This is a genomic window from Ignavibacteriales bacterium (assembly GCA_026390575.1).
Classification (GTDB): domain Bacteria; phylum Bacteroidota; class Ignavibacteria; order UBA10030; family UBA10030; genus Fen-1298.
The window spans coordinates 94,585-117,087 of record JAPLFR010000007.1 but is presented as its reverse complement, the minus strand read 5'-3'; the positions used below and the strand labels follow the sequence as shown (position 1 = coordinate 117,087).

At 43.5% G+C, this 22,503-nt stretch carries 21 protein-coding genes; 1 reads left to right on the top strand and 20 read right to left on the bottom strand.

The features are described 5' to 3' along the window. Positions 1-61: 61 nt before the first annotated feature. From NTX44_05540 to NTX44_05450, 19 genes are all read right to left on the bottom strand, one after another. Complete coding sequence (locus tag NTX44_05540) at positions 62-976, bottom strand: hypothetical protein (protein ID MCX6121062.1); 915 nt, start codon at positions 974-976, stop codon at positions 62-64. A 3-nt stretch (positions 977-979) separates the two neighbouring features. Then, positions 980-1,903 carry a DUF362 domain-containing protein gene (locus tag NTX44_05535; protein MCX6121061.1) on the bottom strand — a complete coding sequence of 308 codons (924 nt, stop codon included), beginning with the start codon at positions 1,901-1,903 and terminating at the stop codon, positions 980-982. Positions 1,904-1,995: 92 nt separating this feature from the next. Continuing rightward, complete coding sequence (locus NTX44_05530; GenBank protein MCX6121060.1) at positions 1,996-2,937, bottom strand: DUF362 domain-containing protein; 942 nt, start codon at positions 2,935-2,937, stop codon at positions 1,996-1,998. 15 nt (positions 2,938-2,952) lie between these two features. Further along, a complete protein-coding gene (locus NTX44_05525) occupies positions 2,953-3,762 on the bottom strand; it encodes an aldo/keto reductase (protein ID MCX6121059.1) in 810 nt (269 codons plus the stop codon). 16 nt (positions 3,763-3,778) lie between these two features. Next, the gene (locus NTX44_05520) at positions 3,779-4,351 is read right to left on the bottom strand and encodes a sulfur transferase domain-containing protein (GenBank protein MCX6121058.1); all 573 of its coding nucleotides are present in this window, start codon (positions 4,349-4,351) and stop codon (positions 3,779-3,781) included. A 43-nt stretch (positions 4,352-4,394) separates the two neighbouring features. Continuing rightward, positions 4,395-5,288, bottom strand: a complete 894-nt coding sequence (locus NTX44_05515) for a prohibitin family protein (GenBank protein MCX6121057.1) — start codon at positions 5,286-5,288, stop codon at positions 4,395-4,397. Between the two features lie 49 nt (positions 5,289-5,337). After that, complete coding sequence (nadB, locus tag NTX44_05510; protein ID MCX6121056.1) at positions 5,338-6,906, bottom strand: L-aspartate oxidase; 1,569 nt, start codon at positions 6,904-6,906, stop codon at positions 5,338-5,340. A gap of 68 nt (positions 6,907-6,974) precedes the next feature. Beyond that, positions 6,975-8,027, bottom strand: a complete 1,053-nt coding sequence (gene nadA / locus NTX44_05505) for a quinolinate synthase NadA (GenBank protein MCX6121055.1) — start codon at positions 8,025-8,027, stop codon at positions 6,975-6,977. A gap of 5 nt (positions 8,028-8,032) precedes the next feature. Then, on the bottom strand, positions 8,033-8,884 hold the full coding sequence (gene nadC, locus NTX44_05500; GenBank protein MCX6121054.1) for a carboxylating nicotinate-nucleotide diphosphorylase: 852 nt from the start codon (positions 8,882-8,884) through the stop codon (positions 8,033-8,035). Between the two features lie 53 nt (positions 8,885-8,937). Continuing rightward, entirely contained in the window at positions 8,938-10,185 is a 1,248-nt protein-coding gene (locus tag NTX44_05495; GenBank protein ID MCX6121053.1) for a DNA methyltransferase, read from the bottom strand. Then, positions 10,186-11,430 carry a hypothetical protein gene (locus tag NTX44_05490; protein MCX6121052.1) on the bottom strand — a complete coding sequence of 415 codons (1,245 nt, stop codon included), beginning with the start codon at positions 11,428-11,430 and terminating at the stop codon, positions 10,186-10,188. Continuing rightward, the gene (locus tag NTX44_05485) at positions 11,430-12,161 is read right to left on the bottom strand and encodes a hypothetical protein (protein ID MCX6121051.1); all 732 of its coding nucleotides are present in this window, start codon (positions 12,159-12,161) and stop codon (positions 11,430-11,432) included. Before NTX44_05485 ends, NTX44_05490 begins: the two co-directional genes overlap by 1 nt. A gap of 32 nt (positions 12,162-12,193) precedes the next feature. Continuing rightward, complete coding sequence (gene truA / locus NTX44_05480; protein MCX6121050.1) at positions 12,194-13,072, bottom strand: tRNA pseudouridine(38-40) synthase TruA; 879 nt, start codon at positions 13,070-13,072, stop codon at positions 12,194-12,196. Positions 13,073-13,240: 168 nt separating this feature from the next. Beyond that, a complete protein-coding gene (locus tag NTX44_05475; protein ID MCX6121049.1) occupies positions 13,241-14,287 on the bottom strand; it encodes a hypothetical protein in 1,047 nt (348 codons plus the stop codon). Positions 14,288-14,580: 293 nt separating this feature from the next. After that, positions 14,581-15,156 carry a transposase gene (locus tag NTX44_05470; protein ID MCX6121048.1) on the bottom strand — a complete coding sequence of 192 codons (576 nt, stop codon included), beginning with the start codon at positions 15,154-15,156 and terminating at the stop codon, positions 14,581-14,583. A 57-nt stretch (positions 15,157-15,213) separates the two neighbouring features. Beyond that, complete coding sequence (gene dinB, locus NTX44_05465) at positions 15,214-16,368, bottom strand: DNA polymerase IV (protein ID MCX6121047.1); 1,155 nt, start codon at positions 16,366-16,368, stop codon at positions 15,214-15,216. A 105-nt stretch (positions 16,369-16,473) separates the two neighbouring features. After that, on the bottom strand, positions 16,474-17,907 hold the full coding sequence (locus tag NTX44_05460) for a T9SS type A sorting domain-containing protein (protein ID MCX6121046.1): 1,434 nt from the start codon (positions 17,905-17,907) through the stop codon (positions 16,474-16,476). 202 nt (positions 17,908-18,109) lie between these two features. After that, positions 18,110-19,183 (bottom strand): helix-turn-helix domain-containing protein, encoded by a 1,074-nt coding sequence (locus NTX44_05455; GenBank protein ID MCX6121045.1) that lies wholly within the window; start codon positions 19,181-19,183, stop codon positions 18,110-18,112. An 82-nt stretch (positions 19,184-19,265) separates the two neighbouring features. After that, positions 19,266-20,975, bottom strand: coding sequence for an AMP-binding protein (locus tag NTX44_05450; protein ID MCX6121044.1), 1,710 nt, complete (start codon positions 20,973-20,975; stop codon positions 19,266-19,268). Positions 20,976-21,221: 246 nt separating this feature from the next. On the opposite strand from NTX44_05450, the gene NTX44_05445 reads away from it, so the two are divergent. Next, positions 21,222-21,773, top strand: coding sequence for a thioredoxin family protein (locus NTX44_05445; protein ID MCX6121043.1), 552 nt, complete (start codon positions 21,222-21,224; stop codon positions 21,771-21,773). A gap of 88 nt (positions 21,774-21,861) precedes the next feature. On the opposite strand, the gene NTX44_05440 is transcribed toward NTX44_05445, so the two are convergent. After that, entirely contained in the window at positions 21,862-22,470 is a 609-nt protein-coding gene (locus NTX44_05440; protein MCX6121042.1) for a transposase, read from the bottom strand. Positions 22,471-22,503 lie beyond the last annotated feature (33 nt).

Here is a 22,503-nt window from a genome sequence, read left to right as displayed (position 1 = left end):
ATAGTAGAGAGATTTCACTTTATCTGCAAGAGCAGGGGGGTAAAGAAAAAGATTTCAGACATTAATGTTGGTGAATATAAGAAAGCACATCTTCGGAAATGGCAACTGCGTCATTCTTTGGTTCGCACAGGATGATCACGATCAGGTCATGAACATGCGTTACACAAAGGTGAGAGTTCTTCAGATCGATCATCGTCAGGTGTCCTGAAGACTCGTTGCATCCCGTGAATCGGCTGCCGGATCTCAATGCTCCAAGTGCATTGTTGTATCCTTCCTCAGCTTCTTTTTCGGAAGAATAGCGAAAGATAAAGCAACTATGTGTAGGATACTTCCCGAGAACACCTTCCTTCATTCCAAATATATTTTTAGTATCAAATGTATAGAGAGAAGAGAGACTGAGTATTCCCCTCAGATAGGTCGACTTTTTTAAATCTTTTGATGGAAGATATTCCAGAATTGCCGGCATTTTCCCCAGCGGACCTAATTTATCGTTCACTGTTGAAGCTATGGTTCTGATACCTACTGACGTTTCTTTGAGTGTATCATTACCAGATACAAATACAAGAAATCGATTTTTCCAGAACATGATGTGATAATCGTATTGCCTGCCCTCATTGCCAATTGCAACTGGTTTTCCTTGAGTACCTATGTTCAATGAAAATAAACCAGCAGCAGCGGCGGCATCGGTCATTTCATAAATCTCGAGTTTGATCGATCGTTCCTGCGGATTCTCATATTCAGCTGTCATGACCCGTTGAAAACCATACTCCAGATACATATCTGCCCCGCCATCAATGAGAGTATAAAGCTCTTCTCCGGTAAAGACACGGACAGAATCCACCGCATGCCATATTCCAAGTTCATTCGGATTGGGAAGATAAGAATGGATGTCCTGGCTCAAGCTTTGAAGAGATCCAGTATAAAGAAAGAGCGTACTTAAGGCGAGAATGTGCAGGGTATTTCTAACACTATTCATTCCTTAAACTTCCTTTATGGAGATCTTTGCTAAATTCATTTCACCCAACCCGTGTTGGTTTGCGAAGCGAATCATCGAGATATCAGCGGGTTTGAAATCGAGTAATGTTGAGCAATAGGCATCCACAGAAACGCAATTGGTGCCTGCAACGACTTTATTTGATTTTCTCAATTCACCCGGACCTGCCGGCCCGTTGGTAAGGACAAACTCCGATGCATCGACGATACAAAGATTGGGTGTTCGTACTAATTGGAGATCCGCGATGCACTGCGAAAGGAAATCAGGGGTGTCGTAATACCCTGTTCCGCCTCCGCCTTGATGAAAATATCCATTGGTTTGATGCGAACATGCACCCATGACATTCTTTAAGCTGCAGGTAAAATTTGTTCCCTGATGATTTTTAACGATGGGGATATTTACTAAAACGTCACAGTCCAGGAATATTTTAGAAATTTCTGCTTCTTTGAGTAATTTTCCATTTTTAATCGGTACTGTTTTCTTTTCGCTGTTCGACTGCACAAATTTTATTTCGTTTTTGTATTTATCGTAATTACTGCTTCTTTTCCAATATCCCAAGGATGCATTCTCGATTGAGTAAACCTTTCCAGCCCCTGCATCAATGCACATTTTCAGCACAGCGAGAGAGATAACCGGATTCGTGTATGTTCCCGGTTTATTCCAGGGAGAATTAATGAGAAGGCCGACACTGCTTCCTTTTGTAACGAACTTGCTCATTCCACCAAGCATTTCTACTGCTTTCATAGTACTGGCAAAATAATTCGTACCGTTGATCACAGAAAGATCGAGCTTGGAAGGAAGAGATTTTCCGAAAATACGAGAGGGAAGAGATAAAGAACCAGTCATTGCAGCAACACCGGCCGCTACGCTGCGTTTCATGAACTCACGACGATCAATACTGCTTTTCATGGAGAATCTCCTTTATGGCTTCTGTTCTATCCCATTCCTCGATTATGACAAAATTCTTATGAGGTATGTTTTATGAAGGAATGTCAAACAGGTTAAAGCTCCTTGATAGTCTGCCTCTTTAAATTCTTTTCACCAATTCCATGTTCACTTGCATATTGAATCATGAGAATATCTTCCGGCTGGAAACCGAGCAATGCAGCGCAATAGGCATCGACGGAAACGCAGTTAGGACCCGCGACAATTTTCTGCGCTCTTTTCAATTCACCAGGTCCATTCGGACCATTTGTCGTTATGAATTCTGTTGCATCCACAATACAGAGATCTGGTTTGCGAACGAGATGAACATCAGCAATACACTGTGAAAGGAACTCGATATTATTGTAATACTGAAAATACCTCAGCACGCCGCCTTTGCCCGAACCTTGATGGAAAAACCTGTTGGTCGAACTTGCACACGCTCCCATCATATTTTTCATACTTGCAGTGAATTTTGTCCCCTTGTGGTCTTTCACAATAGGCACGTTGATAAGAACATCACAGTCAACCAATCGCTTGGATATTTCAGCTTCCTTGAGAGATTTTCCTTTTTCGATCTTGATTGTGGTCTTATTGTTATCAGATTGTACACGGACAAGTTCATCCTTAAACGTAGGAAACAACCGGCTCCGTTTCCAATATTCCCGTGAAGCTCCTTCGATGGAATAAATTTGCTTTGCCCCTGCATCAAGGCACATCTTCAGTACGGCGAATGCAATATCAGGATTTGTATGTGCACCGAACGCGTCAAAGGGTGAGTTAATCAGCAACCCGACTGTGCTTCCTTTTCGAACATACGATTCCATCCCACCGAGCGTCTCAAGAGCCTTCCAAGTGTTTGTGTAATAATCTGTTCCATTGACCACGGATAAATCAATTTTGGCTTTGAGGGAATTTCCGAAAAGGATAGAAGGTAAGGAAACGGATCCTAAGGCGGCTCCGGCACTGACTGCTAGACTTTGTTTCATGAAGTTACGACGGTCGATATGGCTCTTCATAATCCGACCCCTTTTTTACATAAACCATTTATACTGACGGTAGACCGCGTCGCCAAATTCTTTCATAAAACGCATGTCATCTTCCGATAATGGACCTTTACGAACTGCATCAATGTTCTCTTGTAACTGTCTCTGATTCCATGGTGCAGTTAAGCAGACATGCACTTGAGGGTTTGAAAGGACAAAGCGATAGCACTCTCCAGCCGTCGGAATGCGGCCATTGTTAGGCCACTCTTTGGGCCTGCGAAGTAGATAACTCCATCGCGTCGCAGTATAACTAATGATTCCAGGATTATAGTGAGAAAGATTTGGAAAAATATCCTGTTCAGCTCCCCGGTGCGCAGCATTATAGCGAATCATGAATACATCGAGCGCCCCTTGAGCTGCAAGTGAACCGGCATAAGTGCGGTCATGGCATGACATGCCGATAGCGTGAATCTTTCCTTCTTCACGGAGTCGGACCAACTCCTCTCGCGCTTTTTCCGGGAACTCCTTCTTTCTTGTAACACCAAGAAAGAGAAATGCATCGATATAGTCGGTGCGGAATTGACGCAAGCGCCGCTCCAAGGTTTTCCGTAGATTCTGATATCCGAACATGTAGTTGTATGCGCCCGTGGCAAGGACGAACTTCTGACGATTCGATTTTATAACATCGCGCAGAACTGAAAACATTTGCCGATCGAAACCAAAGCCGAAGAAAAAATTCATACCTTCGTCAATAGCTTTATACACGGTTTTCTTTCCCGGCCAGTAGGTTGTAGAAAGGCCGAGTGGAAAAACCTTTTGTCCGGTAGAACCAAGAATTCTTTCTATCGCGGTATCCATGATGAAGAACTTATTCTTATTGAAGCTTCCGTAGTTCCAATGGAATTCCGGTAAGCTTTTCAATCGGTAATGGCCAGTAACCATATCGCTCCAGCCATTTCATAATCTCTTGCGGACTTTTCCCGAGATACTTCAATTCATAAGCGGCATACAGCCAAGCAGTGCGCCCTCCCGATTTGCAATGGAGAAGTATTTTCCCTGTATCGGCTTGCATGACTTTCGCAAATGCTTCCAGGGTTTCAGGCACATAAGGATACTTCTCGCCACCAATGGGTACTTGGGCATAATGCATTCCTGCATGTATGACGACAGAGTCTTCTGCAAAAGGGACTTGAGTTTTGTCGCTCATTTCTTCTGGTGACCGGACATTGAAGACACACGTTATTCCTTTTCCAGGTAATGAACGAATTTCTGCTTCGCTTGGTTGAGCAGTGATAAACACCCTATCGCGCACCACTGCCCGATCTAGTGCAGACGAGGGTGGCGAAAGAGGGGATGAGATGTTTTTGATTGCATTTCCGGAAGAACAACCCGGATGAATAAGTACAAGGAATGCACATACGAGCAATGCTTTTACATAAGCATACATCTTGCACCTCCTTATCGAAGAAATAGAATATGCTATTCTTTCCTTATTTTGTATCGAGTATCAACGGCAAACCATCTTTACCGGCGCCGATGACGATAACCTTCGCATTTGGCGATTGAGCGATCTTCTCAGTTGCTTCGATGCCTTTCCACCTCAGCAACTGATCGCTGATACCACGCGCCACGATGGCCTGAAAGTCTGAAATACCCTGCGCTTCAATCCGTTTGCGGTTGGCTTCCTGTGTCTCCTTCGTCAACACAAATTGCATTCGTTGACTTTCCTGGTCAGCGCGCTGCTTTGTTTCGATTGCTTCTGTCAATTGCGGCGGCAGGCCAACGTTGCGCAATGGTGTTGCTTCGATAATGATTCCTCGTTTGATGACGGTAGCTCCGAGTTCATTCTGTATTCCGATTGCGAGTTGTTCACGTTCTGTTGAATATAATGCACTGGCTTGAAAACTTGCCGTTATAGCGCGGCTGATAGCACGGAACTGAGGAACGAGAACGATGTCCTCGTAGTCGCCGCCAAGAATGGTTTTATACACTTGTGCCGCAGAATCCGGATTGAGCCGGTAAATTGCACTGATTTCTAATCCAATCGACAATCCTTCACGCGAGAGTACCTGCATTGTCTCTTTGTGCTCCTTCGTTTGAATTGAGAATTTCACAACATTTGCCAATGGATTAACTGGTTGAATACCTGCCGTTAATGGTTTGTCAGAAACAACACCGAAGAAATCGACTACGCCGACGTGTCCGGCAGGAATTTGTGTAAAGCATTGAGTGAGAGCGATCAATGCAAAAACGAGTGCTGTGACCCCGGCGACAGATGCTGTTGTTTTAAAAATGGGATTGTTTTCGTTGTGCACTTTTTTGCGTGCATTGACCCAAACAACGATAGCTCCGATGGCGATAACGAGACTGAGAAGAAATAACATAAGGCCTCCTTGTAAGTACGTGATGGATATCGACTAATTCGTAAATGATTTATTGTCTGTAATGGCAGCCAACGCTTGTTTTATTTTCCCAAGCGGAGATTGTCACAATAATGGCAGCGCGTACAGCATTGCGCAAGCCGATAATATCGTCCGTCAGTTTTACAGCTCGGTAGAACCGTTCGATTTCGGTTTCGAGATGGCGCAGTTCACGCATAGCGCGCAGCAGACGTTCGGTTGTCCGTATCAATCCTGTATAATTCCACATGATGTTTTTTATGACGCTCATATCCTGATTAATAAGTGCAGAGTCGGGAATTTCTGTCCCGGTTTCGCGCCATGGTGGAATATTATCTGCAACCGGCTGAGGATGTTCTTTTATTGTAACAAGAAAATTTTCTGCTGCTTTATATCCCCACACAACACCCTCCAGTAAGGAGGTACTTGCAAGCCGGTTAGCGCCATGAAGTCCTGTGCATGCTACTTCGCCGACTGCATAGAGGTGGTTGAGTGTTGTCCGTCCCCATAGATCCGCCCATACGCCGCCGCAAAAATAATGCGCCGCAGGGACAATAGGTATTGGTTCACGCGTCATATCAATACCGTATTGAGAACAGTTTAGGTAGATGGACGGAAAGTGACTTCGGATGTTTTCTGCGGGCATGTAAGATGCGATATCAAGGAATACATTCGACGCGTCGCTGGTCAACATCTCCTGATGAATACCGCGGGCAACGACATCGCGCGGTGCTAAGTCTTTCCATTCAGGATCGTACTTCTGCATAAATTGTTTACCGGTCGAGTCGATCAAGCGTGCACCTGCGCCGCGTACTGCCTCGGAAATTAAAAAGAAAGGTGCATTTTGATGATAGAACGCTGTTGGATGAAATTGCACGAATTCGCAATTCAGCACTCGTGCACCGGCACGATAGGCAATTGATAATCCGTCACCGCGCGCACCGGCAGGATTTGTTGTTCGAAGAAATATTTGCCCCAATCCTCCAGTAGCAAGAATGGTTGCGCGCGCCAGCACTCGCTGTACTTGTCCTGATTCCTGATCGAGAAGAAATGCCCCATTGCAGGAAAGTGGATCGTACACAGAAAGCCGGTTTTTTGAATGGTGAGCGGGAGTCAGCAAATCAACTGCCGTTCTTCCGGTGAGCAGCGTAATGTTAGAGTTCGACTTGAGCGCGCGTATAAGATGTTGCTCAATCAGGCTTCCGGTAGAATCTGCCGCATGAAGAATGCGCGCAACTGTGTGGCCGCCTTCAAGGACAAGCGAAAGCTCTCCTGTAGGAGTTCGATCAAATGGGATCGCAAGCTTTTCTAAAAGGAGAGACCGAACAAGTTTTGGAGCTTCCTTTGCAAGAAGTTCAACCGCTTGCGGATTGCAATACCCTGCGCCGGCATGCAATATATCTTTCGTAAGAAGTTCCGGTGAATCGCCTTCGCCTTCATAGACAATGCCGCCCTGCGCATAGAAGGTGTTTGATTCTTCCGGATTCGATGCGCGTGTAGCCACGACTACATGGATTCCGGCATCAGCAAGCTGCAGTGCCGCGATACTGCCGGCAACACCACTGCCGATGACTAAGACATCCGTTTCAATGCATTCTTTCATAATGTGATTCAATAACAATACTTAAATTTCAAATCCAAAACAAATTTTAATTTCGGTATTCGGTGATATCAATCAGATGCTTTAGGAATAATACTCAGCATTTTCTCCACAGCACGATACGCGCGCACACGAATTTCTTCCGGCACTTCGACCACATACTGAGTTTTCCGGAGTGCCTCCAATGTGTCTTCCAATGTAATTTCATTCATGTGCGGACACCGAACACTGCACAGACGCAGCATATTCTTTTCCGGATTAGCCGCCATAATATTATCGCCCATGGAACATTCCGTTAATAAGAGATACCGCGGGGCATTGGTGCGTTGGACATAGCGAATCATTTGTGTCGTACTACCGGAATAATCCGATGCGGTCACAACTTCCGGACTGCACTCGGGATGCGACAGAATAACTACATCAGGAAACTGTTTTCGCACATCCTGAATATCTTCCACGGTGAATTTTTCATGCACTTCGCACCGTGCTTTCCAGCCGATGATAGGTTTATTGAGAAGTGTCTCGTTTGTGGGATCACCACCTGTGAGAGTCGGGAAAATAATATGACGTCCTGTTTCGCGTGCAACATTGCGGGCAAGATATTCATCCGGCAGGAAAATAACCGTCTCACTCTTTAGCGATTGAACCACCGCAACGGCATTGCTCGAGGTACAGCAAATATCCGATTCTGCTTTTACCTCTGCACTCGTGTTCACGTACGTGACAACCGGAACACCGGGGAATTGAGCTTTCAACTGGCGGACATCTTCTGCTGTAATTCCATCTGCAAGTGAACAACCAGCTTTCTTTGCCGGTATCAGGACCGTTTTCTTAGGCGACAAAATTTTTGCGGTCTCTGCCATAAAGCGAACGCCGCAGAAAACGATAATATCTTTTTCAGTCGTACTGGCGATGCGGCTGAGTTCCAGCGAGTCTCCGACATAATCTGGAATCGAATGAAAAAGCGCCGGTTCCATGTAGTTGTGACCGAGAATAACAGCGTTGCGTTCGACTTTAAGCTTATTGATTTCGAATGCAAGCCCCGCCTTCAAGCGCAGCTCGACATCCGGCACAACGTCGTGCAGTTTTATTTTTAGATCTTGATAAATTGATTCGACTGACATTGTATCTATTTCTTTACTGATTCAATGAGAAAACTAATATCTAATGCTCGCACCGAATGAGTCAACTTGCCGACGGAAATAATGTCTACACCGGTTGCGGCAATGGCGCGAATACTATCCAGTGACACGTTGCCGGATGCTTCTAGCACTGTCATTCTATTCGTGATACGAACTGATTCGTGCAGCTTATCTAAGCTCATATTATCTAACAGAATTCTATCCACATGAAGTTTCAGGGCTTCGTGTAATTCATCCAGATTGCGTACTTCGACTTCGATGGGACGTTTCTTTTTGTCCATTGCGCGGACACGGGCAACTGCCTGTGTAATTCCGCCTGATGCTGCAATGTGGTTCTCTTTAATAAGTACCATATCATAGAGGCCGAACCGATGATTCTGTCCGCCGCCGATACGCACTGCCATCTTATCCAACAATCGCAAACCGGGAGCCGTTTTTCGCGTGTCAACAATAATTGCTTTCGTACTTCTAACGGCATCCACATACATACGAGTTGTTGTAGCAATACCGGACATCCGCTGAAAGAAGTTAAGCGCTGTTCGTTCCGCAATCAGCAATGCGCGTCCATTGCCGAGTACGGTCGCAAGAACAGTGCCTTTAGAAACATAATTGCCATCGGAGACGTGCGCCGTAAATTTTATTCGTGGATCAAGATATTTTAACGTCTCGCGCACAACTTCGAGTCCGGCAATTATCCCGGATTCTTTTGCGATAAACGTTCCTTTGAGTACTGATCGTACGGGCACTGTGCTGAGTGTGGTAATATCGCCGTCGCCTAAATCTTCTTCGAGCGCACGGTGAATGATCACATGGATGCTTTGCAGTTCGTTTTTGTTCATACTGAAATATACAAAAGGATTGGGAGAAGTGAGAGACTTTTGCGAAACTCGACTTAGTTCTTCCGGAAAATCACGATACGGTTGGAATTTGTGCCTTTTTCATTATTATCAACACCCCAGATGTTAGATGTCTTTGTGAAGTACTGTTCGTTGATAATAATGCCGACACATGAAAATCCCGCTTTGATTCCGAGAGGCACTACGTGTTCATCTAACTTGATTACCTTATTTCGTACTTCTCCAACTTCAAACGCTACAAATCCGCGCGGCTTGGTAATCCGATGCAGTTCGCGAAAGACCCCAAACATAATTGCCGACCATTCTTCTAACGACCGTGACATTGTTATTGTCTTGGCGGCATCTGCTGCATCGAGACTGTTGAACCAGCATCTTAGCCAATTGTCCTGGACATAGTCAACAACGTCAAGAAATGGAGGCGAGGTAACAGTAAGCTGAATAGTGTTACTGGCAATTGCTTTAGTTTCGCGCGCATCGCATGTGAGAAATCGTGCAGTTTCTCCGGCGCGTTGTAGATTTTCGCGGTCGATCGGTGTGACACCGCTAAGAAGCGTTTTTGATTTTTTAAAAATGATAACGCGTGTGTCGCGATGTTCGGGTTCCTGCTGCATCTTGACATTGATCTTCCGCTGGCTCTCTGCGCTTACTGCTTGATTCGGAGGCAACGTATAAACGGAGAAGAACCCTTTCGAATGTCCGGTCAACCGATTGGTGGCGACCATACGAATCCATCGGTCAATGTTATCTTCTGTACCGCTCGCACGACGTTCGTCAAGATACTCTTTCAGTGAAACAATTTCCATTTCTGTCTTTGGATGATAGAACATCGAAAGATCTATATCAGCTTCCGCTTTTTCTTTGATAGGAATACTATCCAAGCGTTTCATCAATTCTTCAAGCAGAGGAGGGAAGAAGCGCGGTTTGCTCAGAAGTGTGCTGAGAGGGTTTGCATCGTTCGCAATAACTTTTCTATTGAGCAATCCCGTTTCCAATGCTGTGGTGCCGCGCCCGCTGAACGGATCGTACACCGTGTCGCCTTCATTTGTTAAATATTCGATGAAGAATCGCGGAAGCTGCGGTTTGAAGCATGCGCGATACGAAACCTCGTGCAGAGACAATGCTTGCCGTTGCTGTGATGTCCAGAACTCACCCACGAAGCGTGGAATGGATTGTCCCGCAACGTCGATATCTTCCACTGTCGTGAGTCGATAGCGGACTTCATCCAATAACCTATCAAGGTACGGGCGTTCCTCTTTTGGTATTTTTGATTTTACAGGTGACATTTATATGAGTCCCGAAGGCAAACGAGGTGATGCAAGGAGGCGCGTAAATTCTTCCCACCGCTTTGCAGGATTCTTTTCTGTGCCGCCGCGTCGTTCGATGTACTGCCGTACGAGATCCAAACCGAGATTGTAGTTGATGACATAACTGCGGTATTGATCGAAAAAACGTGTCCGCTGCTGCGCGCGCTCCGGCGACATAAGCGCATAGTGAACGAGCCATTGAGCGGCATCATCGCGCGAGATTTCTCCGTTGAGATAACGGCGCGCGGCTTCGTTTCCGGCATAACTGAGTTTTGCGGCGAGCTCCTGTACTTTGGAATATTTTTCCGCCTGACTTTTATCTAATCCCGCAAGCGGGAAAAGTTTATCACGCTCAAATTCCATCCGTTCTTTTCCCGGGAACGCAACTTCAATACCAAAATTAGCAGTTCCTTCCGCAATCAGCGACTGCGAACTGAAGAGAGGATATACTGTGAACTCCACCCATCCTAATTTGCGCGCGAATGCTGTCTCTAATAAACAATTATATACATGATGCCCCGGATATCCTTCGTGCGCGGCAAGATCGATGGCGCGTTCCATAAAAATCGGTAAGTCTGTGTTGATCTGAATCAGACTTTCATTATTCCCTTTATACCAATTGTAACCGCTCCACGCTTTGTTGTGTACGTATTCCAACCGGAAGGTTTCGTTCTCCGGCAGGATGATATACTTCTTTGTGCGCTGGCGGCATTCAAAAATTGCGGCGTTAAATACTTTGTCTAACTTGTCCGGAGTAATAGTGAATTGTCTGCGATAATTTTCGACGCGATCAGGAATCGGTCCATTGCCCGGTACAATCGATTCTAATTCTGCTACAAGTTTTTTGAAATATTCTTCCGCAAATACCGGTGGTTCAACATCGTAGTACGCTTTTGCTTCTTCATCGAATGAGAATTTCTTCCCGCCTAACACTTCAACGCGGGCAATGAGCGACGAGAACTGCTTTCGGAGATAGTGGTGCCGCAATTGAAGAATATCTTCTGCACGTTTGCTCTGGAGTTCATCTAATTTTGTTTTTAACGGAATCGCTGTTTGCAGAATCGTATCTAACGAATGCTTCTCAGCTTTTGCTTCTTCTTGCCATTCTGGCGGCCCGTAGTATGCATCTACATAGTCCGCATCGTGTTGACCAACGGCGAGCACGAGCTTTACATATGGTTCGGCAATAGCGTTGAGAGCAGCTGACAGTTCGGAGGAGGTCATTATTTTTTCTTCTCTGAATTTATTGCCGAATTTGATTTCGTCCTATGTGCTCTACCCTCGAGATATTTAGAGAAAGTATACGGTTTTGCGGGGGGAGCAATCTCGAATGTAATAAACAGCGAATCGTCTGCAAGCGAAGTGTACGTTAATCGAAATTGCGGTACTGCCGGCAAAGAATCACTGATAAAGGTTATTGATTTTCCATTGTCAGAGATGTTCGTAGTGTATTGGATAGTATGGCCTTCGTTGTCAAAGTATATTGCATGTACCGAATGTCCGGGTGCTTGGTAAATCACCATGAGATCGTTGTGAGAAAAAGCGGCATGTGTTTTTGTTTCGGGATAGTCGGATTGGTTATGACGTATGAGAATATGATCTTGAAGATCAAGTGAGAAGGTGAAGATGCCGTTCCCTTGGCCTGGATCGCCGCTGCCTTCACCGATCCATTCCCCTAGAAGAAATTGAAAAGTAGACCAATCTGGTTTTGAAGAAGATTGTTGTGCTTGTGCCTGAACGCAAAAAAAACCTATTGCAATGATCAAAATCCGGATGGAGGTCATACGCTGGCACTGATGCAAAGAAAGATTGCAGGAATGAGGAACCATTGTAATCTTAATTCTTTCTTCCGATACAACTGGAGTTTTTATTGTTATGACTTTTATACAAAGTGCAATAGACTGCGAGATCTCGTCTGCAAGCGCCGCTCGTATCGGGTTGAGTGAACTCTGCATGTGGACAGGAGAAATCACAGAAGAGAGGAATACTATCCTTCGTGCGCTTTCCTACCGCTGTCGTTTTGCTTGCCTTCATTCGGTTTATCACCGGATTCTTCGTGCATCTTAACGAACTTTGCAGGAATCCTTGAACCAATGTCCATCATCGGTTTCATCTCTTTCAGCCAGATGTCGCCTTTATAATAGACGCGCTCGAGGAATAAACCCGATGGCGGGGCTGTCAGTTTTGCCGGTTCTTCAGATTTGGCATGGAGAAATTTCTTAACGTCATTCAAGGGCATTTTCCTGCGGCCGACTTCTGCCAGCACGCCGATAATCTGCCGGACCATTTTCCAGATGAAATGCGATCCAACGATACGAATGAGAATCAAATCTCCTGCTTGTTGAACATCAATCGAATTGATATGCACCTTTGTGGATTTTTCTTCAGGATCATCGGCAGTGAAGGATTGATAATCTTTGAGTCCGATAAACATCTCTGCTGTTTCACGCATTTTCACGATGTCGAGCGGATCTTTAATCCACCAGACAAACCGCTTGCCGAACGCTGTCCGCCGCCGGGAAATCTGGTAGAGATAGCTTCGCGCCATTGCATCGTGCCGTGCATGAAATTCATCGGCAGCTTTTTCAACTTCGATAATGTTGATGTCAGCAGGGAGTTCGTCGTTTAATTTCATCCGGATGATTTCCGGTGCGAGTACTGTTTTGATGTCGAGATGCGCTACCTGCTGCAACGCGTGGACTCCGGCGTCTGTGCGGCCTGAGCCGTAGAACTCAAATCCATGAGTGCCGAAAACTTTGCCAATTGCATTATTGAATTCGCCCTGCACGGTGCGCGCGTTTTTTTGCACCTGCCAGCCGCTGAAACGAGTGCCTTCGTATTCGATTGTAAGCTTGAATCGTGCCATAATATATTAAGATACGGATTTCTTACCTCCGACGCACCTTAAAGGTGCGTCGGAGGTAGGTCTTTCCTTGTCGTGGTGAGGGATTTGAATCAACCACTTGCGGATTAGTAATACGAAATATATTTTTCGGTAATGTTATGATAAATAATAGTGTAGACATTTAAAGATTTAAATATTTTTTACCCATTCAGATGTTGCAGTTTGTTCTTTTTGTATGTTATCAATATATAACTCAATATACTTTCTAACTTCGTTACGTGCTATATATTTTGTTTCAAATAAATTATCAACGAGTCTTGACACTTGCGCAGTCGATAATTTCAATTCTTTTGCAATATCATCTCTACTCGAATTACTATTTAACATCTTGTAAATGTTCTGAAATGCCTCAATTCCACCGTGATTGGATAGAAAATGTTGAAGACTTTTGACTCTTTGAGCAACTATTTTTGCACCTATCCTTGATTTATTGTCTTGTTTGATTTTCATTATGGTTTCCTTCATAAGGTCAGAATTACTTTTTTCGTTTCGCATTATTCTTATTTTCTCAAGACCTCCAAATCGTCTTACTAAATGTTCGTACAAATTTGGGTAGATATTATCTAAATCTTTAGACTTAGGGATATCTTTAATCTTCCTCTTTACAATTTCGTACTTTTTGATAATGCTATCATCAGAATATTTTCTTGGCCCACCCGATCTAAACAATTTAGTACTTTCGCCTATTTCCTTTAGAAAATTATTCCAAGTTCCCCATTTATGTATATAAACATTTTCAGTGTATTTACCATATTTTGTAATTTCATGTGCAGAAAGTTTTCTGCCCATTCTATTCCGTATTTTTAAATACTCTTGGATTAATACCTTTTTTGTCGGATTTCGTTTTTGATGTTGTCTATCAAGTCTTGGAACATTTATTGGATTGTCCCCCATGTATATTATAAATTCATTCCAACTTCCAAATATTTCTCTAACCCTAGTAGTAGCAATATTTGTATTCCTAGAAAACTCGGTATTCGTAGGTTGCTTTCCAAGTATTCTTTTTGCTTCAATGTACTTAAGTATGATCCATAATTTATTGTCTTTGAGTATTTTAGGCGGGATATATTCTAATTCTATTATGTTGTCACCAACATATAGATGATCAAAAGTGTCGATCTCCTCATTGGTTATGTTCTCTGCAATTCTTAAAAAATTATACCAATTACCAAACACGTTATTAATATCGTCGAGTTTGCATTTGGAATAATTAATATACTCTACAACTGTTGGAGATCGTTTTAGTTTATTTATTAATTTGAAGAAAATATTTAAGTAGTCTGATCGCTTCAATGTATTAACATATTACGTTGTCTTATAATTAGCATTTAGCTCACCTTGCACTGTAAAGACGTTTGTTCCTGCAAACCGCTTTAACGAACGCCGTATAATACTAAGATATTGCTTTCTCTTACAGGAAGCTAAAGGGTCTGCAACTCCGACGCACCTTGAATGTGCATCGGAGTTAATCAATCAAAAAGGTAAGAATTTAATCCACCTTTGACCTTAGATGGTACGAATTCTTTAACGAAAGTTTCGTATTCCTTTGCAGAATAAAAGATGTTCTCAATAAAATCCTTATCTATATATGTGTTCTCTTTCACTCCTATCCAATTGCAATAATCAGAGAACGGCCATTCTTCAGGAGACTTGACAAGTCCAGCATCGACAGGATTTCGATGGATGTATCTACAAAGATGAATCAAATACTCTTGCTTATTGATATGTTTGGCCTGAAAAGGACCTTCAAAAAGTGTCCCACTTCTTTTATACCGCTTGTTGAAAGCTTTACTGTAACTATTGAAAATGCTCTGGATGAAGTAACCAATTGAGATTTCGCTATCTTGTCGAAGGATGAAATGATAGTGATTAGGCATTAAACAATATGCTATAGACGTTACTTGGAACTGCGGCAGTTTCTTTTGAAAAAGTCGAAGCAGATAAGAATAATTCTCTGATTCTCGGAAGATGTTATCTCGTCCGCATCCTCGATTGTAGATGTGATAGTACTCTCCTTGAGTGAACTTTACTGATCTTTGTGCCATTGGAAGTCCCCCCTGGAACGATTATATCTCCGACGCACTTTTGAAGTGCGTCGGAGATTATCCTCCACCTACATGAATCACATCATCTCCAAATTTTTTACGGATTCTATCGACAACTTTGAGAATATTTTGCTTCTTTTTTTCAGAAGGGAAGAGGGATAATTCCATCTGGTCTTCCTCGTCGAAATTAGTAAGTCGTACTCCAATCAGCCGGATCGGGAGATTGCGTGTATAAGCGGAATGAAGAAGCGAGCGTGCAGTATGCGCTACAATCGTGTCGTCATTCGTTGGTTCTATGCTTTCTGCATGTGTGATAGTCTTAAAATCAGAATATCGAAGCTTTAAAGTTACTGTACGTGTTTTCCATCCATGTTCGCGGAGCTGTTGACATACATCTTCTGTCAATGCAAAAATAATTTTCTCTAGTTCTTTTTTGTCGGCAATGTCTTTGGCGAATGTCTCTTCGCGCGAGATGCTTTTCGCGTCCCAATCTTCGCCGATCACATCAGAACCAAGTCCGCATGCTACTTGGTATATCCATAACCCATGCTTGCCAAGAATGTCCAGGATTTCCTTCTTCGTCCTTTGTTGGACATCGGAAACTTTATAAAATCCTTTTTCCCGCAAATATTCTTCTGTTTTCTTGCCGACACCGGGAATGACGCCAATGTCGAGAGGTGCAAGATATGCGGCTTCTGTTCCGTGAGGAACGAAAATAATACCGGCGGGTTTCACCTGATTCACTGCAATCTTTGCGATTGTTTTGTTGGAGGCAAGTCCAATGGTACAGGGAAGCTTGAATTCATCAGACACAAGTTTCTGAATTGTCTTCATAAAACCGGGTAGATCGTTATGGTAGAGATTCTCACATCCTGTAAAATCCATATTCATTTCATCGATGGAGGCGCGCTCGACAATAGGTGCGAGCTCGCACATCCGTTCGAAAAGTTTCTTGGAGATACGTCCATATTCGCCGTGACTTCCATGCACAACGATCAGGTCGGGACAAAGCCGCTGCGCTCGTGCCGTGGGCATGGCGGAATGAATGCCAAACTTTCTCGCTTCGTACGAAGCTGATGCGACGACACCTCGCCCGGCTGTGCTGCCGCCGACGATCACCGGTTTGCCGATGAGGTCCGGATTCTTTATTCGTTCGACAGAGACAAAGAAACAATCGAGATCGAGGTGGGCAATATATTTCTTGTGCGTCATGAGAAGATTCTCTTGATGAAGGTACGCAAAGATTTACTTTAGCAAAAGGATAAGCTGCCGGAATAATCAGGCGCATGGTACAAATGATAAGGGCAGAATTTTTTACTATTTCATGATAAGCATTTTTCTCGCCGAGTAAAATCCATCGCATGATAAGCGATAATAATAGACACCCGAACAATATCGTGATGCGTCGAAATTCACAGAGTGTTCACCGGCAGCTTTCTCTTCATCGATCAAGGTAGCAATCTTCTGCCCAAGCAGATCACAGACTGTTAAGGTAACACGCGCATTTTTGTTGATGCGGTACACTATTCGTGTCGTTGGATTAAAGGGATTAGGATAATTTTGTTCTAATAGGAATGATTCTGGTTTGTTCTGCATCTTCTGAACGGGGGTCGCATCATTTTTGGTATCATACTTTATTACTCTGTTGATGTACGAGCCACTGTTATTGACTCCTCCGACGGCATAAATAATTCCGCCCGTCTCGACAACTGCGTTATACCATTGAGATATGTCAGGAAGGGAGAGCTGACTATTTGTTGCCGGGTCGTATTTAATGACTTTATTCGAAAACGTCATTCCCGAAACGAGATGGCCGCCTATCATATATAATTGGTTGTTGCAGACTACTTTACTAAAATCCATTATCGGGGACAGCATTTGTGTTTTTTCCACCCATGTACCGGTTGCCGGATCATACTCCCCTATCAACGCTTTCGTAAATGCGCCTGTTGAGATTACATCCGATGATAACGTGTAAATCTTTCCATTCATGACCACCGCCTGGCATTGACCGTCGAAGCCGTTCGTAAACGTTGCCCTCTGTGTCCAAGAGTCTGATGCTATATCATATTCCTCAATAGTGTTCTCACCCGACAGCGGGATACCGTTATTCCCGCCGATCGCATAAATTTTATTATTCACTGTCACCGCATCAGACCACGATCTGTGTTTCAGCATGCTTGCTTTGGTTGTCCACGTGTCGCTCTCCGGAGAATATTCGTAGAGCTGATTACTTGTACTGTCTTTGCGCGTGCCGTTTATCATTGTTTTATTACTGCCGCCCAGAACATATATTTTACCCTGCACTGTTACGAGTCCAAAGACATACAATGATTTTGGGATGCTGCTTTTTGTCTGCCAATTGCCGGTTGCAATGTCATACGACTCAACGTCAGCCATCGTAATACTTGTTGCGTATGTATTATTCGTCACGCCCCCGATCGCATAAATTTTCCCGTTTAATTCTATCAAGCTCGAAAGGGTCCGAAGAGTGTTCATTGTTCCTTTCTTTATCCAGATATTAGTTGAAGGGTCATATTCGTACATCGACGAAGGTTCAGTCAGGTTCCCTCTGTAAAAATTATTTCCTCTCACTGCATAAATTTTCCCGTTTACCGCGAGTGCTGAAGGCGCCATTGCTTCCGGCAACGAACCGCATTGCTGCCATGATTGTCCAATCAATGCCGTAACCGCGAGAACATTTGCGATAAGAGTGAGCAGGGTTAATCGGATTACTGTTATTTCTTTCATATGTACTCCAAGTTTTTTGAATAGTATGAGGTAACAATGCTTATTTCGTAATACAAGGGATCAACTTCTTGTAACATCAGCATTTCCCGCTTTGTCGAGAATTAATATATTATGGAAGAGAGAAAAATTCGACCGAATGTATAAATGAGGACAAAATATACGGAGAACGAAAAACAGCTCGATGGGAAAATATGAGTGGTACCTATGCAGCTTTCTGCTTTTTATACTCTTTGGGAGTCGTACCCACATGCCGTTTAAATGCAGCGTTGAACGAAGATTTTGAATAAAATCCAACAGTATAGGCAATTTCCAGTATAGTCATTTTACTTTCAGAGAGCTTGGACAAGTACTGTTTACTTTCTTCAATGCGGTACCGGTTTATAAAATCCGGGAAATTCAGATTAAATGTCTCATTGATAATCTGGGAGAGGTAGGGAACTGGAATCGACAGTTTTTTTGCCAGCGCTGGAAGCGTACACGCAGGTTCTAAATACGGTTTGTCTTTCTCCATCGCGTTAAGAAGTTTGCGCTTGTAGGGCTCCCTGTCTGCATCCTTCAGTACCGATTTTTCATATCGAACGATAAAGGAAAATAATTCCGGTTTTAAAAGAGCAATCAAGGCCGTTGTATTGAAGAAAACAAAAATAAAAGTCATATGAACAAAACGGGTGAACAGGAACAATTCTTTCCATTCCCACAGAACACTGAGCGAAACAAAAATTCTGGTCCCCAGAATAATAATGTAGGCGAAGAACAGGAACCGAAGCCATGCAAGTCGTATGTCGTCAACCGGGGAGAAAGGGGATTTAATTCTTGACCGAGCTGTAAACATTGAAACACAAATATAGATGGCAAGATGAAAAATGACAACTTTTTGATCTACGAAAAAGAACCATTTCAATTCGATAAGATTATAAAAGAGTGCACCCGCTATCGCCGCTGTAGCAAGACATGGGATAAAATGCACCATATCTTTAACCCGGAATCGGAACATTCCGTCAATGGTGGATCGGGTATAAAAATAGAGGAGCGGGCCAAAGCAATAATTCAATTCAAAGAGCAGCCAGATCGCGGGATACATTTTAATAATTTCGAGCCCTTGTTCGGTGCTCACGATCAGGAGAAAGATCAAATAGAATCCGTAAAGACCTAACAACGTACCAAGGATGCGGTTGCTTGACCGCATTCCTTTTTTATTCATGAAGAAAAACAAAGACATGAGAAATGCCTGAAATATCGCGATGCTGTAGATAAACGTAGAGAAGGTAAGTTTCATATATGATACATCAGTTGCATGTTCACACGCTCGTTGATCATTTCGCTGAACAGGTATATTCTATGAATGAGAATACCGCCGACTATTTCGGGAGGGCGAGGTAGCGTTTAATTTTCTGCGTTGTCGTTTTCTCGAATTCCACCTCACGGATTGTAAATTTTTTGATCTGCTTGAAACTGGTCAGCTCGGCGTTTGCCCTTTTTACTTCATCTGCGATTACATCATTGATAAGTTCCGGGGTGATTGGTACTCTGCGGGCTTCCGATAACTCTATGAACGCTTCTGCATCTACAACAATTTGAGCTGAAATAATTTCATCTAATTTAGGATCATCTTCGCCGTATACAAGACACTCCAGAATGTAGGGACTGCGCTGGAGAGTGTCTTCAATTTCTTCCGGGAAAACATTTTTTCCACTTCGTGAGATGATGACATTCTTCTTCCGCCCGCAAATATGAAGGAAACCGTCCTCATCGATAGAGCCGAGGTCACCGGTCATAAACCAACTGTCCTCAAATACATCACGAGTCGCTTTTTCATTTTTATAAAAACCAATCATTACGTTAGCCCCTTTTGCCCATACTTCGCCGATACCGTCTTCGTTGGGTGAATGAATTTTCAATTCAACACCGGGGAGTGGAAGTCCAGCCGCATCATCTTTGAAATTGTCGAGTTGGTTCAATGTGAGTATGGGAGATGTTTCTGTTAAGCCATATCCCTGCACAAATGTAAAGCCGAGAGCGCGAAGCCCTTCTGCAACCTTCGGATCAGGAGCGGCTCCGCCGGCAATAAATGCGCGAATGTGCCCGCCGAAGCGTTCGTGGATTTCAGCGAAAACAAGTTTCTTGGAACTCTTCCACCCAAAACGTGCCGCAAAGTCTGTTAGTCTGATTAGCGGCGGTACAATCATCGATGTGAGGCGTTTTTCATGAATGGCATGATAGACGCGCTTGAACATTTTATCGAAGAGAAGCGGTACGCCAAGAAGCATCGTTGCTTTTACTTGCTGAAGATCGTCTACCACAGTTTTGAGTGAACGGGCATAGTGTGCTGAAGCACCGGAATACATCGGACACAGAAATCCGCATGTGCACTCGTACGTATGATGAATAGGGAGAACAGAAAGGAAGCGGTCTTCTGGATAGATCATCATCATACTGACCATGGCAATGAGATTTGCAGCAAGATTCCGCTGACTGAGCATGACACCTTTCGCTCTGCCGAGCGTTCCTGAAGTAAAGATAATGACCGCCATATCTCGTACGTCTATCTTAGGCAATGCATCCACCGTACAACCGCGGCTGTTATTGATGAGCTCGACCATGGAAAGAAAGCCATCTTTCTTCGTCAACAAATCCATACTTATAAAATATTTTATATGTTTTAACGAATGGCGTTTCTCGCGCAGCATTGAATCGAAAGATTCAGAAAAGACAATGACATTCGTATCTGACTCGTGGATGATGTTGAGAATTTCGTTTGTGCTCAGCTTCGCATCGATGGGAACGATAACGTAATTGAAGCACATTGACGTAAGATAGGTCAAGCACCATTGTACACGGTTTTCTGAGATGACAGCAATGTGGCTTCGTTCCGGTAATTTGAGATCGCGCAGAGCTGTTCCGAATTTGAACACGTGTTTCAATAAGGTATTGTAGCTGACTTTTGGGACGGGCGTATCCTTCAAATCCTCGAGCGCAAGTTTGTCGCCATACTTGCCTGCTGATTTGATTATCATATCCTGAATGGAATCGATATGAGGGACTTGGAACAGCTTTGGTGTGCGTTTCATTGAAACCTCAATAGTATGATTCGGTTGTTTCTTTGTGTGGCTTCCCACAGTTTTATAAAATTTGGTACCTCTCTGATCCCTTAGAGGGGTCGGAGAAGTAATGCCAGTATGAACAATTAGAAATAAACGCTCAAATGTCCATCAATTTCGTTTGAATTGCAAGCACCTGAAAATAATGGAAACTTTTATTAGATTCTTCTGGTTTTAGAGATTGATTTAACACAGCGATTGAAAGGAGAAATTGTAATGGCACGGTTAGAATCACTTGATATACCGTTGGGCACAAAGATGCCAAAATTTATTTTAAGAGATCCAAATGGTGTTATTCAGGTAAGCGATTATGCGTTCGGGAAGAAAGGACTGCTCATTGTGTTCACCTGTAATCACTGTCCCTATGCGAAGGCAGTGTGGCCGCGAACTATTCGACTTGGTACGTATGCGCAGAAAAACGGCGTGAACGTCCTGGCAATTAATCCCAATATCAATCCGGACTATCCTGATGACTCACCGGACGAGATGCGGAATAAAATAAAGGAATGGGGAATTCCTTTCCCGTATCTGATCGACAACACACAAAAGACGGCGCGCGAATTCAAGGCGCAGTGCACGCCGGATATTTATTTGTTTGATGCCGCACAGAAGCTTGTCTATCACGGCCGCTTGGATGACAACTGGCAGGATGAATCGAAAGTGACGAAGGAAGAATTGAAGGAAGCGATTGAGAATCTTGTTGCTGGAAAACCGCTTAGGGGAGAACAATATCCGTCAATGGGTTGCTCGATTAAATGGATGGCATAGAGATTGCACCTCTCCGATCGCTTGAAGCGGTCGGAGAGGTTGACGTTGAACCAATCCGATCCCTATAAGGGGTCGGATTCGTAGAATCTCATTCTTCTTCAAAAAGAAATTTTTCAAGTTTACAGTTTTGTTTTTCAATCCGGTATTCTTCGACAAATTGCCGATATTCTTCTGCATTTGCAAAATATGCATTGCGCAAATTACCAATCCGATAGCTGGTAGAGGTTAAAGTTGTACCTTTCCGATCCCTTGAAGGGGTCGGAAAGGTATCGTCTATCCACTCGCGGTAATCAGAAAAACGCCAATCTTCCGGCGCTTGCACAAGTTTGGCACTTACCGGGTTTAGATGAACGTAGCGAATCACTTGTAAAACATTTTCATCTGAATCAATAAGTTTTGATTTTGCTTTTCCTTGGAATAAGCTGCCGCTGGTGTCGTATTTTTTATTTATTGCCTGAACATAGGAGGTCATAGCTGATTGAATAAATTTTGAAATGGAACCGTTTTCTTTCTGTTGTAATACCAAATGATAATGATTCGGCATAAGACAATATGCACCAATGTAAACCAAGTGTGTAGAGGCATTCATAGCAATCAAACGCAGGAAGTATTCATAGTTTGCATCAGAAAAGAATATCTCTTCAGAACGTGATCCACGATTGAATACATGGTAAAAATGTTCATCAAGATATTTCAAATTTGCCTCCAGAACAAAAACCTCTCCAATTGC

Coding starts and splice junctions, on each gene's coding strand:
- NTX44_05540 (MCX6121062.1), bottom strand. CDS start 976: ATGAATAGTGTTAGAAATACCCTGCACATTCTCGCCTTAAGTACGCTC.
- NTX44_05535 (MCX6121061.1), bottom strand. CDS start 1,903: ATGAAAAGCAGTATTGATCGTCGTGAGTTCATGAAACGCAGCGTAGCG.
- NTX44_05530 (MCX6121060.1), bottom strand. CDS start 2,937: ATGAAGAGCCATATCGACCGTCGTAACTTCATGAAACAAAGTCTAGCA.
- NTX44_05525 (MCX6121059.1), bottom strand. CDS start 3,762: ATGGATACCGCGATAGAAAGAATTCTTGGTTCTACCGGACAAAAGGTT.
- NTX44_05520 (MCX6121058.1), bottom strand. CDS start 4,351: ATGTATGCTTATGTAAAAGCATTGCTCGTATGTGCATTCCTTGTACTT.
- NTX44_05515 (MCX6121057.1), bottom strand. CDS start 5,288: ATGTTATTTCTTCTCAGTCTCGTTATCGCCATCGGAGCTATCGTTGTT.
- nadB (MCX6121056.1), bottom strand. CDS start 6,906: ATGAAAGAATGCATTGAAACGGATGTCTTAGTCATCGGCAGTGGTGTT.
- nadA (MCX6121055.1), bottom strand. CDS start 8,027: ATGTCAGTCGAATCAATTTATCAAGATCTAAAAATAAAACTGCACGAC.
- nadC (MCX6121054.1), bottom strand. CDS start 8,884: ATGAACAAAAACGAACTGCAAAGCATCCATGTGATCATTCACCGTGCG.
- NTX44_05495 (MCX6121053.1), bottom strand. CDS start 10,185: ATGTCACCTGTAAAATCAAAAATACCAAAAGAGGAACGCCCGTACCTT.
- NTX44_05490 (MCX6121052.1), bottom strand. CDS start 11,430: ATGACCTCCTCCGAACTGTCAGCTGCTCTCAACGCTATTGCCGAACCA.
- NTX44_05485 (MCX6121051.1), bottom strand. CDS start 12,161: ATGCAGAGTTCACTCAACCCGATACGAGCGGCGCTTGCAGACGAGATC.
- truA (MCX6121050.1), bottom strand. CDS start 13,072: ATGGCACGATTCAAGCTTACAATCGAATACGAAGGCACTCGTTTCAGC.
- NTX44_05470 (MCX6121048.1), bottom strand. CDS start 15,156: ATGGCACAAAGATCAGTAAAGTTCACTCAAGGAGAGTACTATCACATC.
- dinB (MCX6121047.1), bottom strand. CDS start 16,368: ATGACGCACAAGAAATATATTGCCCACCTCGATCTCGATTGTTTCTTT.
- NTX44_05460 (MCX6121046.1), bottom strand. CDS start 17,907: ATGAAAGAAATAACAGTAATCCGATTAACCCTGCTCACTCTTATCGCA.
- NTX44_05455 (MCX6121045.1), bottom strand. CDS start 19,183: ATGAAACTTACCTTCTCTACGTTTATCTACAGCATCGCGATATTTCAG.
- NTX44_05450 (MCX6121044.1), bottom strand. CDS start 20,975: ATGAAACGCACACCAAAGCTGTTCCAAGTCCCTCATATCGATTCCATT.
- NTX44_05445 (MCX6121043.1), top strand. CDS start 21,222: ATGGCACGGTTAGAATCACTTGATATACCGTTGGGCACAAAGATGCCA.